Origin of the sequence: Peribacillus sp. NPDC096447 (assembly GCF_044762725.1) — a bacterium.
Lineage (GTDB): Bacteria > Bacillota > Bacilli > Bacillales > DSM-1321 > Peribacillus.
Map to the genome: position 1 here is coordinate 1321174 of NZ_JBIWEV010000001.1, position 13841 is coordinate 1335014.

11 protein-coding genes are annotated in these 13841 nt (G+C 37.7%); 3 read left to right on the plus strand and 8 right to left on the minus strand.

Annotated features, from left to right (window positions below; genetic code table 11):
* Positions 1-124: 124 nt before the first annotated feature.
* Complete coding sequence (locus tag ACIQZD_RS06545) at positions 125-1318, minus strand: Ger(x)C family spore germination protein (RefSeq protein ID WP_402899692.1); 1194 nt, start codon at positions 1316-1318, stop codon at positions 125-127.
* Positions 1319-1371: 53 nt separating this feature from the next.
* The gene (locus ACIQZD_RS06550; RefSeq protein ID WP_402899695.1) at positions 1372-2964 is read right to left on the minus strand and encodes a spore germination protein; all 1593 of its coding nucleotides are present in this window, start codon (positions 2962-2964) and stop codon (positions 1372-1374) included.
* A 377-nt stretch (positions 2965-3341) separates the two neighbouring features.
* Here ACIQZD_RS06550 and ACIQZD_RS06555 point away from each other — a divergent pair, with 377 nt between their 5' ends.
* The gene (locus ACIQZD_RS06555; protein ID WP_402899698.1) at positions 3342-5408 is read left to right on the plus strand and encodes a Na+/H+ antiporter; all 2067 of its coding nucleotides are present in this window, start codon (positions 3342-3344) and stop codon (positions 5406-5408) included.
* Positions 5409-5706: 298 nt separating this feature from the next.
* On the opposite strand, the gene ACIQZD_RS06560 is transcribed toward ACIQZD_RS06555, so the two are convergent.
* From ACIQZD_RS06560 to ACIQZD_RS06575, 4 genes are all read right to left on the minus strand, one after another.
* Entirely contained in the window at positions 5707-6192 is a 486-nt protein-coding gene (locus ACIQZD_RS06560) for a PaaI family thioesterase (RefSeq protein WP_137019880.1), read from the minus strand.
* Positions 6193-6450: 258 nt separating this feature from the next.
* Positions 6451-8241 carry a glycosyltransferase family protein gene (locus ACIQZD_RS06565; protein WP_402899702.1) on the minus strand — a complete coding sequence of 597 codons (1791 nt, stop codon included), beginning with the start codon at positions 8239-8241 and terminating at the stop codon, positions 6451-6453.
* A 37-nt stretch (positions 8242-8278) separates the two neighbouring features.
* Positions 8279-8602, minus strand: a complete 324-nt coding sequence (locus ACIQZD_RS06570) for a hypothetical protein (RefSeq protein WP_402899705.1) — start codon at positions 8600-8602, stop codon at positions 8279-8281.
* A 20-nt stretch (positions 8603-8622) separates the two neighbouring features.
* Complete coding sequence (locus tag ACIQZD_RS06575) at positions 8623-9807, minus strand: glycosyltransferase family 4 protein (RefSeq protein ID WP_402899710.1); 1185 nt, start codon at positions 9805-9807, stop codon at positions 8623-8625.
* Between the two features lie 461 nt (positions 9808-10268).
* Here ACIQZD_RS06575 and ACIQZD_RS06580 point away from each other — a divergent pair, with 461 nt between their 5' ends.
* Entirely contained in the window at positions 10269-11123 is an 855-nt protein-coding gene (locus ACIQZD_RS06580) for a DUF4915 domain-containing protein (RefSeq protein ID WP_402899716.1), read from the plus strand.
* Positions 11124-11331: 208 nt separating this feature from the next.
* Positions 11332-12168: an RMD1 family protein gene (locus ACIQZD_RS06585; protein WP_402899719.1), complete on the plus strand. Its 837-nt coding sequence runs from the start codon at positions 11332-11334 to the stop codon at positions 12166-12168.
* A gap of 238 nt (positions 12169-12406) precedes the next feature.
* Here the strand turns inward: ACIQZD_RS06585 and ACIQZD_RS06590 are convergent, their stop codons facing one another.
* Together ACIQZD_RS06590 and ACIQZD_RS06595 are read right to left on the minus strand one after the other, a co-directional pair.
* Positions 12407-12889 (minus strand): GNAT family N-acetyltransferase, encoded by a 483-nt coding sequence (locus ACIQZD_RS06590; protein WP_402899722.1) that lies wholly within the window; start codon positions 12887-12889, stop codon positions 12407-12409.
* 340 nt (positions 12890-13229) lie between these two features.
* Positions 13230-13799 (minus strand): YdhK family protein, encoded by a 570-nt coding sequence (locus tag ACIQZD_RS06595; protein WP_402899725.1) that lies wholly within the window; start codon positions 13797-13799, stop codon positions 13230-13232.
* Positions 13800-13841: the final 42 nt, after the last annotated feature.

The following is a 13841-nucleotide window of genomic DNA, read 5'->3' on the forward strand; positions in this document are numbered from 1 at the left end:
AAGCCAGTGAGGAGCAGTGTAAGAAATGCCATTTTATCTTTTTTAGGGTTTTGTTTCATTTTCGGCCATTCAAACAAAATGATTAGAGTTACGATCACGGTTGTACACATAAAGGCCCCCCATCTCACTTGTCCTTCACCTCTTTCTCAGACATACCCGCCGGTCTGTTTATATAGCCCTGTCTGCGAATATGGGCCGCAACATCGACTTCCACTTCCATTTCCGCGAATATCTCATCCCATTGGTTATCGACCTTATTAAACTGTTTAGGATATTTCCTATAAAAATCTTTACCTAACCCTAAAATGTCCGCTTTCTTATGCTGAGTATTCAGAAAAGCCATCTCAATGCGTTTTTCTATATCTTTTTGATATGCTCGTTCTGCAGCTTTTAGAGACTTAGGATTTGAAAGGTTTAAATTCGTTCCATTCTGTATAACAGATCCATCTGTTTTTACCCTCACCAATAATCTCCATTTCTCATTGATAATTTGCGGAATGATCTTGACTTTGGCTGACACTGGACTTAAAGATATCTTCCCTTTCACCCCTTTGGGTTTTATGGTCACGGTATATGATTCCACTTCATCCCTTAACCACAATAGCCCTCTTGTTTCTTTTTCCGTCATCATCCCAGTCATTTTATCTTTTTTGAACACAGCTGTCCCGACAATGTAAGGAATTCCCTGTAATTTCGTTTGCCCTTTCCCTGGTGGTAAAATTTTAACGAATGGAAGTGCGGCCGCTTGAGGTATACCCGTTAACATTTCATCTAAATCCTGCATTGTGACCAGCATCCCGATATGTAAATCAGATAGTTCTCTAAGCACTTCCCCTGAATAGTTTTCCAAGGGTGGCAAAGATTCAAGGATAGGCTTTGCTTTCCCTTTACTGACATACACATATGCTTTCTCTCTTGGCTGCGGATGGCGCAGCAAAAAATCCAGCTGCTCTTGAATTCCTTCCTTCGCTAACTTTTCACCGAATACAAATATTTTACAATGTCCCCAAAATACTTTTCGCGGAAGCTTGCTTTGAAGCTTAGACAATGCATCTGAAATATTGGAGCCTTTTTCATATCTCACCAATGTCGTAACCGCCCCCCCTCCTTGACTGCTCCCTCCTCCTTGACCGCCGCCTCCACTACTTATTGAACTTGGAATAAAAACTTGGACGGATAGTTCGATTTGATCATTATCCTTCTTATCGATGGCGGCTGCTGTGACAATCGCCAAATCAGTGATTTCCACTCGATCCCAACAACCGCTTAGAAAAGGGGTTGTTCCACAAATACCGAGCAAAAGAAGGACGCTTTTCATGAAATGACGCCTCTTTACTTTCTCCAATATCTTTGTTCGCCTCCAACCATTATTCACTCCGTTTCACTTCCCCTTTTTGGATTTGGTCCTTGCTCAGCGGGTTGACGGTATACATTAGAATCCCCTGTGAGGCGCGGACGTGTAGTCATCATCCACCAAGGAGCTCTCCACAGCACATCTTTCAGCTCTTGACCTTTTAACGGTGCCAGTGGCGTTAAGTAGGGAACGCCGAAGGAACGCAAGCTGCATAAGTGAATGACTATGGCAATGATCCCCATCATGATACCAAGCAGTCCTAATGTACCGGCAAGCAGCATCATTGGAAAACGCAGCATCCGGAAAGCAATTCCGGCAATATAACGAGGCATCATAAAAGAAGCGATTCCCGTAATCGCAACTACAATGACCATGGGCGCTGAAACCAACCCCGCTTGTACGGAAGCTTGGCCAATCACTAGCGCTCCAACAATGCTGACAGCAGAACCTACCTGCTTCGGCAATCTAACCCCTGCCTCTCTTAGTGCTTCAAAGGTAATTTCCATAGCCAATGCCTCTACTATTGCAGGAAAAGGAACCGATTCCCGTGATGCCGCGCTGCTTAGCAGGAGTGCGGTTGGGACCGCCTCATGATGGAACGTCAAAATAGCGACATATAGGGACGGAAGCAAAAGAGATAAACCCATAAAAATATAACGTAACCAACGGATAAAAGTGCCTGCCATAAAACGTTGAGCATAATCCTCTTGTGATTGAATCAAAGAAAAGAAGGATATTGGTGCTATTAAAGTAAAAGGGGTTCCTTCTACAAGAATGACAGCCCGACCCTCCAGCAAGCAAGAACAGGCTACATCCGGCCGTTCTGTCGTCATGATCTGAGGGAAAGGGGAATACGGATTGTCCTCAATCATTTCTTCGATGTACTCGCTTTCTAAAATACCGTCTATTTTAATTCGTTCCAACCGAGTTGTAATCTCTTCAATCAGTGTTTTATCCGCAAGTCCATCAATATAAGCAATCGAAACATTCGTCCTGGTAAGAGTTCCGATCTTCATTGATTGTATTTTAAGGGCAGGACTTTTAATAATGCGTCGCAATTGGGACGTATTAACCTCTAAAGATTCAATAAATCCCTCTCGTGACCCCCTAACTCCCCCCTCTGCCACAGGTTCTTCAATCGCCCGCTTTTCCCATTTGGACAATCCTAGAGAAAATCCATCGCTTTCCCCTTCATATAGAAGGATCGGGTTTCCAGAGGAAATCGATTCAATGCAATCCGCCAACATATTCACTTTTACCACTTTAGGAACAGGCATTTTATGTTCAATAAAGTCATTTAATGGTTGTGGTTCTTTTGATGACTCTTGCATGAGTGGAGATAGCACATATTGCTCTATCGCCTCGATGTCTGAGAGTCCCGCAATGTAAATGAGCATCGCGCGTGTTTTTCCGAAAATGGAGAACGGGCGGAACATGACATCCGAGCAATTATCATAAACAGAACGAAGTGTTTCTACATTTCGGATGAAATTCGCATCAAGTGCATCTGCAGGCTTGGAATCTTGGTAATTATTTTGTACACTGGATTTTTTTTCTTTCGTTTTCCTTAACAATCTACCCACATTTCGAATCAAGCTGGTTACCCCCATTTTTTTGCAGGTCGCTCTAACTCCATTTTTCTATGTTTCTTCATTAAGGGTATTTTATACAGAAAATCCTGTGCCCAAGCATGAACTTAATTTTCATTAGCATAATTGAAAAGCTATGTTATAAGTTGATTTTGAATAAACCGTAAACTCTTGTGATATCCTGTTTGTAATTAATAACTAAGGGGTATATCAAAAACCGAGGCTACATATTAAAATACTGTCTCTGGCTAAATATTGTTTTTGAACAAGCTACGCAAGACCATAAAATGGGGGTTATTTTTTAAGGATGGATATTCGCTTTAAAATACCTCTTTTTTTCTTTTTAAATAAGTTTCATGGGCAATCAGACTAAAACATTAGAAGATAAGGGAGATTCTATGTCATTCTTAATCACATTGCTCGGATTATTGGTGTCTACAATAATCGCTACAATATTAAATGCCATATGGCCTCGTATTCCACTACCGATATATCAGATATCCATGGGAGCAGTGCTTTCATTATTGCCATTTCAATTATCGTTGGATTTTCATTCAGAATTATTCATGATCTGTGTTATTGCTCCGTTACTCTTTACAGAAGGAAAAAATACGTCCCGTAAAGAAATGCTTGAATTGCGTAAGCCTATTCTGTTATTGGCCTTTGGGTTAGTATTTGTGACTGTTTTTGCAGGAGGTTTTTTCATCCACTGGTTAATACCTGATATGCCGATGGCTGTCGCCTTTGCTTTAGCAGCTACAATTACCCCTACGGATGCTGTAGCGGTACAATCGATTACAAAAGGATTGAAATTGCCCGGAAATATGATGCCCATCCTTGAAGGTGAATCACTTTTCAATGATGCTGCTGGAATCGTGGCTTTTAAAGTTGCCCTGGCAGCTGCCTTAACTGGAGCATTTTCAATAAAGGATGCTTCGCTTAATTTTATGTTTGTAGCTATAGGCGGTATCTTCATAGGTATCCTATTGGGCTACTTAATCGTTAAATTACGATTATTTTTACGGATTCATGGACTTGAAGAAATCTCCATGTCTATTGTTATTGAGCTAATTACGCCTTTTGTCATATATATGGTAGCTGAAGAATTCCATGTTTCCGGAATCTTGGCAGTGGTTGCCGCAGGTGTAATTCATGGCATCGAGCGGGATCGCCTTCAGAATTCCACAACTAAATTGCAAATTGTATCATCTAATACATGGTCTGTATTAGGTTATGTTTTGAATGGACTTGTATTTGCTTTATTAGGATTTATGTTGCCGATTGTTTATCAGGAAATTGAGTCGAACATAAATAGGGGTAATCTTTTTGGGATAAGTGTTTTGATTGTTCTTTTATTATTGGTGATCCGTTTTATTTGGGTATACATTCTGCATGATACTTTTACAAAAAACAGAGTGAATCCATTAGAGCAATTCATTATGTCCAGGGTTCACCCAGAAGATAGCGAGGACACTGATGAGGAGAATGTTTCAAGACCACGATTTGCATTTTTGACATCCGTTTGCGGCATTCATGGAACGATTACATTAGCTACAGCTTTATCCATACCATATTTCATGCCAGATGACACTTTATTCCCAATGCGTAATACAGTCTTGTTCATCGCAGCTTGCGTTATATTGTTAAGCGTCACATTGGCTACGGTTCTCTTGCCATTACTGGTAAAGACACCGGTTGAATTCAAAGATGAACGCCTAACCTCTGAGGAGGCATATAAAATTGTTTTAAATAAAACGATCGATCAGCTAAGCAAAGAAGCAACCATGGATAATCAGAAAGCTGTCAATCAAGTAATGGAAGATTTGAATGAACAACTGATTGATTTGGAACGGGGAATCACGACCAGACCCGATAATCGGACAATACGCGATTTAGTGGAGCAAGGGGCCAATAAGGAATTGGAAGTCGTTTCTGGATTAGTCGAAAAAGGAACTATATCTGAAACAGCCTTAGAACTTTATAAAGTGTATCTTTCAAGAACCTTAAATTATATGCAAAAATCTTCGCTGAAGAGGGCTTGGATCAATTTGCAGGCGATTCTTTTCAAGAAAAAGATCAATGTCAAATGGGATAAGAAATGGGAAGCGAAATTAGAGGACTCCATCGTTAAAAATTCGGACCTGATCCGGGAGTTCCGTAAAGCCCAAAAAGAAGCTTCAAAGGAAGCCATTTCATTGATCAAACAGCAAACTACACCTGAAAACCGTCATGAAGTGATGCTTGTCATTCAAAGATATAATCGTTATTTGAATCCATTCGGAACATTAAGTGAAAAAGAAGCAAATCGCTTTGAAGAGATGGTGAGTCATTTTCAGTTGATTGCAATGCAAATCGAACGTGATATCATTCAGCAAATGGTTGAAGATGAGCAAATATCCATGCAAACAGCAACTGAGCTTAGACAAAACTTAATCTATGATGAAATGATAATGATACAAAATTAAGAAATGACTTGGAGCCGTTACGACCAGGGAGGGGTGTCTCTTTATTTAAATCCACATCCGCTCTCAATTCCTTCTTTTATCAAGTCCATCATTCAATATTTTCACTTGGAAGCGAAAGAAGAGATAGAATACGGTCCAGATGATCATATAATGGTATGAAAATGCTTGAAATGGATACTCAGATACACTAAATAACCGTCCAAATAATTGGACGGCCCTTTAATAAAAAAAACCTAATTCTGCTTTTGAATCCGTTTTTATCAATCAGCTTACTATTGGCCTGTTCAAAGGGTCCGGATCACTCTTTGCTTGTAAAAGTACTTGGCATCACCACAGCGATGACCTCTCCACGGGCGCAAAGTTTATCGATGGCAAATACCTCTGTTTCGATTCTCCATTTCTTTGGATGAACCTCATGAATCGTCCCAACGGCTGTTAATGGCACATCATTTGGGGTTGGCTTTACGAACTCCACTTTCAGTGATGCAGTCACAAACCTGGGAGGCTCCACTCCATCTCCAACTTCATGCCCATTTTTACGATGCATTGCCAATGCAGCGGAGCCTGTTCCATGACAATCAATTAAAGAAGCAATCAAGCCGCCATAAACAAATCCAGGAATTGCGATATGCTCTGGACGTGGTGTATAAATTGTCCTTGTTTGCTCACCTTGCCAACCGGTTCGAAAGTGATGACCCTCTTCGTTTAAACGACCGCATCCATAACACCATGCAAATGCATCTGGATAATCATCTTGAATCGCTTTTACCACAATCTCCTCCATCATCTCTCCTCCTTTTTCAGAATATTATAACACCGCTAAAGGGAATTCACAGATAGTTTATTGAGCTTTCAGCTTTATACATACTGCAGAAATCGATAACATACATAAAAAGTTTGCAAGAATCCTTGCTCCTTTTCTCGATAAATGACAAAAGCCCCTGTTAGCAAAGCAGCATTCAGGGGCTTTCATTTGAAAATATATATTTAAGAAGTGTGTCCTCCATTGCATGGTCTATTATTTTGTTGCAGGTTTACCTTCTTAAAAGTTAAGCCTTTTTCTTAAATCCCAATACTTGAATGTCATTTTACCCATTTTCGACTTCGAAAGTGAATCATATTTACGTCCAAGTGCCAGGTTTTGTTTTTCTAGCTTAGTAATTTGTTTAAGTTGAACTGTGTTCAGTTTTTTTAATTGCTTTACTTCTTTAGCTAATTCTTTATTTTTCCCTTTCATATCATATTTTTCTTTATCAGCAGTTGCCCGTTCCTTCATTGAAATTTCCACATCTTTTGGCTTTAATTTAGGATTTCCATAGGTTTCAAATCCTATAGTTTTTAAATATGGCATGTTATTTTGAAAATTTTGTTCAAAGTTTCCATAACTTTTATGGATGTGGAGAAATGTATAACATCCGGCTTTTTCTGCTGAAATGATTTGACCATATCCAGACAGTTTAAACAGTTTTTCGACTCGCTTTATTTCTTCTGGTATGTTTTTGACGATGCAGGTGAAAACTTCGTCAATATTTAACTCTGCAGAGAATTTTTTCACTTTATTTGATGGTGCATGCTTATTCAGTTCATCAAAGTCATCTACATCAATATAAAACATATTTGTGCTTTGCTCTACAAAATCTGTAATACGCTTGCTCCATAATAGTACTTGCAGTTTTTTTATTGCTTCCGAAAATAAAAACTGCCTGCTGACCTGATACATTCGTTTTGCCGCAAACTCATATATATCCTTATTGCTTAGTGCTAATTTGACAGTGTCACGAAAATCCTTCTCTGTAACAGCATATAACGGGTAATCTTCGCCAAAAAGCTTTATATGCATTTTGGTTGGATTCATTATTACAGCCTTCCTTAAAATCCCATACTCCAATAGCTTTGTAGACAGTTCCAGACTGCTGTCCATTTCCTCACTTCTCCAGGTTATCCCAATATCACTGTTCACGATTAATTGTTGGGCATTCTCCCTTGTCAATGCCCCGTACCATGTAAGACCATCTGTATTTTTAAGAAGGTATGCCGCTTCTTCCTTAAACTGAGAATCATCCTTAACCCATTTGAATTTATCCCCCGCAACATCAAGTGAAAGATTCGGAATTTCGCGCTTTAATTCTTTAAAAGCAGTAATGATCGGAATGGTCTTCCAATCAGGGTCGAATTTTCCTGTATATACAAGTTTGTTTTTTAACCGGGTCTGCCCTTCTGCTGATTCAATGTTTGGTATCATCGGGGTAAGCAGGGAAACTTTGTTTTTTTCTTTATTCAAATTAAGAATCTCAATGACAAATTCGCACATCTCTTCTGTTTGACATAAGAAATACGCACACTGATCATATATATTTTTGATGCTCTCAAATTTTTCTTCATCAACATCCTGGCCTATGTGAGTCAATCCTGTAGCATAAACTAAAGTATTCTTTATGATATGCTTATGCTTTGCTATTTTTTCAACAGTCTCAATGCTTCTAACAAATAGCCAATCATATCCCTTTTGACTCCAATAATGAGTAATGAGCATTTCAGCTATATCAAAATCAATGACACCTTTTTTTACCCATTCATCATCGGTGGCACTGAAAAAAGGATCGACAAAAGGATTGAGAATGGTTATATTATCAAATTTCTCAAGAGGCTGAATTAGGATATCACGTTTGACTGGGCTAGCTAGAAGTAAGTCAACTTCGATGTTGGAATCTAGCGCAATGGTCGATGCTAAGGAAGATAAAAATACTGCAGATCCATCCATTGAATTCATGTCAATAAAGCCAAATAGAAGTACCTTCATTTTTCTGTTTTCAACTAGTTCATGTGAATTCAAAGTTTTCACTCCAATGACTGAAATCTGATATGAATCTTTATTTTTTTATTTGTTCTTTAATAGATGATTTAAGCGCAAGATATTTTAACGTGAATTTCCCTGCATATGTAACGTTGAATTTGTGTTCTAGTAACTTAAGTCTTCTTATTTCTTTGTTAAGCTTAATATTTTCTTTTTGAGCGATCTTACTTTTTTCTAATTCTTCTCGCAGCATATTGTTTTCTTTTGTAATGTTCTCAATGATTTTTTGCTTTTCAGTGCCATTGCCCTCTATGAGCTCCAATGTCATGGACATCATGTCTTTCATTTGTAATTCGAGTTCCTCGTACATAGTTTTCCAATATTCGTTTCGTTCGTCCATATTGAAAAAACTCCCTTCCATTAACCTTGGATAATCTCCAATTCTCTTTTAATAACAACATCTACCGCGCATTTTTCTCTAATCGACTGAGAAGCTTGTTTTGACACTCTTAAAAATACGTCCGGGTTGTAATATAAGCGCTCTATTGCATCAGCAATTTCGATAGGAGACTCAGGTTTTGTTAGAAGGCCAGAAACGTCATGTTTAACGAATTCCGGGATTGCCGTAATATCTGTTGAAATCGGCACTAGCCCGCTCGACATTGCCTCACACATTGAAACCCCTTGAGAATCCAAACGGGTCGGGCAAAGGAAAATCCCATACTCCTTATGTAATGCAGCGATTTGATCCTGAGATAGGAAACCTTTATGAATCGTTACATTCTCAAAATCCCTGATTGGCTCAACGGTTTGATCGAATAATTTTCCATCACCATAAAATGCAAAGTCCAACTTATCGAAGTATGGTCTCTTCGATAGTTCAAGAACTGCTTTCACCGATAAATCATTGGCGTATTTTCGCGAAGCGTATGGCCTGATTGAAAGGACTTTTGTCCGCATTTCAACTGGCTTTTCAATAAAGGTAAAGAGATTGTCATCTATTACATTAGGAATGATTACTGAATTTTTCGATTCTGCTCTTGCATCACATTCCGCTATATGTTCTTTGAACCATTTGGAAATATGAACAAAGGTTGTATCCAACTCATTCGTTTGATAAAACCAATTCATGAAAGAAAGCTGTGCTACATAATAGTCGTCCGACATTTCAAGTATCTTCCGCAAGCTTTCAGGGCTTTCAAGAAAATTAAACCACCTTCTATGCCATGCCTCCGTTTCAAATCCATGTATCCAGGTAATTATCGGTAAATCTGTGTTCGTTTCTTTTATCGCTTGTACCATTTTGGGATTAACAAAATGAATGAGCGCTTTTTTATGTACTTTATGATTTAAGAAAATGCGCAGATGCTGTTCAGTTCCACGATAAACAGGCACATCTTCATACGTATACTTTTCTGCTTTTTTATAGGCAGGATGCAAAACAAAGACATCAACCTTCAAACCCTCATCCAGATAAGCCTTGACTCTTCGGTGGATAAACCCATTTCGATATAACTGATCTTCATGTGGATAAGCATTCGTAATGATTACATATCTATCTTTTTCACTAAATGTAAGCTCATATAGATTTATAGATTCCTCCATTTTTGTTCACTCCTACTATTCAGTCATCTTCAATCGGCCTGCTACTTATCTGTAAATGAAGGATTTTTAAGAGACTCTTTTCCAATCACCTTTAAAACCGTCAACCGATTATAACAAACATGTATTACTGAATATTGACATCAATATGAGAATTCTGTAAATAAAAGTAAAGTTTTCATGAACTTTTATAGGCTTTTGTAAAGTTTCATTAATGGCATATAAACAGCAACATAAAGAAGGAGGGCGTTCCATTTAGCGGAAACGCCCTCTTGCATATAAACTAGTGTATTTTAAGTCTATTAATAGGACTTGAAAGTTCAGGACATAAATCCCATTTCAAAACGTTTTAATCAGTTATAAAAAGTCCACTATTCCCCCCCATAACTTGTCTACACCATTACAATAAAAATTCATACTATATAAGAAAACAAATTGTCTAAAAAAATGAGGTGCGATCATACATGATACCCATAGATGATTGTAAAATATTAATTTCATGCTGCAATCATAAAGGCGGTCTATATTTAGTCCAATTTAAACAACAACAATATGAAATAAAAAAGATTTTAAATGTTGGATGCACAGGCATTACAAAATACGGCAGCTCTTTTGTCGTAATTTCCAATTCTCATGGAATCTTCATTTTGGATGAAAGCTTAAAGGTTATTAAGAATAAGGCTTTATCTACAGAATTAGATTTACATGGTGTAGCAATAGATAATGATAAGGCTTATATTATTGAAACCAAAACTAACTCAATTGGTGTTTATGATTTGGAAAACGATTTGGAAAGAATTGATGAAATTAGATTTTCACCTGAAAATGACGATGTTTGCCACGTCAACGATTTGTATATAGCAAATGATAAGCTATATGTATCAATGTTTTCATATCCTCCAAGGAAAAATCCCCTCTCTTTAGCAAGTTATTTCACTAATAAAACAATCCACCAAGGTAAGATTCTTGAATATTCTTTACAGGCAAGAAACGTGGTTAAGATTTGTCATGATAAATTACTTCAACCTCACAGCGTACTTCATTATGATAATAAGATGTATTATTGTGTTTCAGGTGAATTCCTAGTAAAAAGAAATGAGGAAGATATTTTTAAATGCTTTGGTTATACTCGCGGTTTAGCAGTTAGAAATCAAACGATGTTCATTGGCCAAAGTGAGAGTAGGCACATACCGGTTTTATTAAAAAAACATACGAACATATTACTGGATTGCGGGATTTATGTTCATGACATCTCTACGAAACTTTCATCTTTTATCCATATACCTTCTGAAGAAATTTATGGAATATTGGTTATTTAAAAACAGTGAAATCATATTTTTCTGTTGTTGAAATTTTTTTATCCTTAATGGAAGTTATTCGTTTAGTTACCAGATCATAAGGATCTCTTTCTATATTCACTTGAACAGTCAGTGAACTTTTTTCTACCTTCAAGAATTATTCAAGCATGTTTTTGTAAGAATAGAATAGAATCGAAAAAAGACCAATTTGTTGAAGAGAGTGATATAGATGGAACCAATTACCTTTAAAGCATTTGCAATCACTAATGAAATCGATTTGAACAAAATCGCCATTCATTGCGGCATTCCAAAAAAATTCACCTGGGAAGAGCCTTTAATCCTTAAAGGCGATATTCTAAGTTCCATCCTTAATAAAAATGTGGACGAATCGCAGCAGGTGCTGGTTTTTTCCTTTGGCAGCATTGTCTTCATCAATTACTCACACCCGAATGAGATTAAGGAATTTTCATCCTTTATCCATTCTTTCGAGCCGATTATTGATCTCGACAATTTAGATAGATATACAGACGATTACAGCCTTCACTTCAGTGAAACTGAAAACATCAATTTGACGGACGAATATGTAGTTGTGCCTAAATATGAATTTTTCTACCCTGAATTAATTTCCACCATTCTCGCAAAATCGGTGGCACTTGAAAAAACTGAGGAACAACTCGGAAAAATCCACGACAAGCTCGAAGCCATGATAGACCGACTGGAAAAAGGCAAGCTGAGAATCGGTAATAAGGAACTAGCGAGGACGACTGCAAAAATCGTACGTCACGAGTATAATACCCTAGCGTACATCATGATTCTGGACAAACCTGATATTACATGGACAAGCAGCATTGCCGGCGAATTTTATGACAGCATGCTTGATTTTTTTGAATTGAATGATCGGTATAAAATCTTGAAAAGTAAAACCGAAATTTTATATAACATTATGGATGGGTTTTCTAACATCAGCCATTCGATCAGGGGACTATTCGTAGAATGGATCATTGTAATCCTCATTGTCTTTGAGATCGTTCTGACGTTATTAGAAATTGCAGGATGGATTCCATGAATTCTGAATCATATCGTATGGAATACCTTCCAAATAAATAAGCATCGTTTAAATGCTTCAGACTGTAGACAAATTCGAAAAACGGGTTTGCCTACAGTTTTTTTCTTTGAAAAACGTTCCCATTGATTTCAGAAATCCGCCCCCTTTCCGTGGACTGTCCATTTCCTATGTTTTCTGATGATCGTCTCATGGGTGCCTGTCTTTCTTTTATCTTACTCTCCCGAAGTATTTCATTTGTTTAATCCAGAGCAAAGTGGAAAATAAATTCCTCCCCTTCTTCCCCATTGAATCTGTATCCTTTATCAATGAATCCAGCTTTTTTATATAAATTTATCGCTGGAACATTCGAATGATGCACTGTTAGAATAATCTCATCTTTATCTGGATGACTTAGTTTGATCATATCAGGCAACACTTTTAAAGTCTTAAAAGCTAGCCCCTTTTTTTGATGGCGCAAATCCAAGGAGAATGATTTTAGAAGAATCGCATTCTCATTACTTGTATATTGATTTCCCGCTTTATCCGTATATAAGGCAAAACATCCAATCAAATTCTCATCTAAATAAATGACCATGGGGAGGTTATATTTATCCTTCCTGAAGTCTTCGATAACTTTCAAAGGTAAAGAAGTATAGATTGCTTGTTCTATAGGTAAACAATAATTGCTCAGCGCCTCATAGTCATTTTCCATAAAAGGTCTGATAGTTAATCCAGTCATCATACTTGCACCCCATTTTTACATTTCTATAAATCCATATTAACAGAGCAAAATAATTTTCAAGATAATTCAATCACAAAAAAAGGAATGGTTTGTTTACCATTCCTTCAGACTGTAGACGAACTTGAAGAAAAGCGAGTTGCGTTCCAGTTGCTTTCAAATATCCGCTCCCTTTCCGCCGACTGTCTGCCAAGATTCATCAAAGCAAGCGTCTATGGGGTCTTGGCTAGCCAGTTATTCGGCAGGAGTGTCGCAAATTTCTTCAACCTAGTGAGAGTTTCATAACCATGAAGGATAACCTAGACTTATTTTTTTCTTCTGTTTTGCAAATCATGATGTTAAATCATTCAGATGCTGATAATTCACTTTCCGTTACCCATTTATGATTCTTCACTTTTTCTCCGCCAGTAGTCGGTGTGAAATCGACCATATAAACAGTCGTTTTTTCAGCAGATTCAACCTCAGCGACAGCCCCGTTCATTCCTTCCATATGAGAAGCATTAACTGTGACCTCCGCTCCGGGTTCATATGTTTTCTCACCTGCATCTTTGATTTCTTCTTGAATGATCCATTTATGATTTTCAACTTTTTCTCCGCCAGTTGCAGGCGTATACGAAATTGCATAAGCAGTCGTATCAAAGGCACCCACTATTGTTGCTTCCGCCCCCTTCATGCTTTCCATATGACCTGATTCGATAATCGCTTGACTTCCAACTTCATAGGTTGGATTTTCTGCAGCTTTTAATCCTTCTGGAACATCACCCGTGCTAGAATGGTTCATGTCCATTTCACTATGTTCCTTTTCTTTTTTTTCTTCTTTGTTTTTATCATCGCTGTTGGAACATGCGCCAAGGACTAAAAACAGGGCTGCTAATAATGATAAGATGATAGGCAATTTTGTTCTTTTTTTCATATTGAATAAAACCTCCCTTATGATTACATCCATCTTACCAAT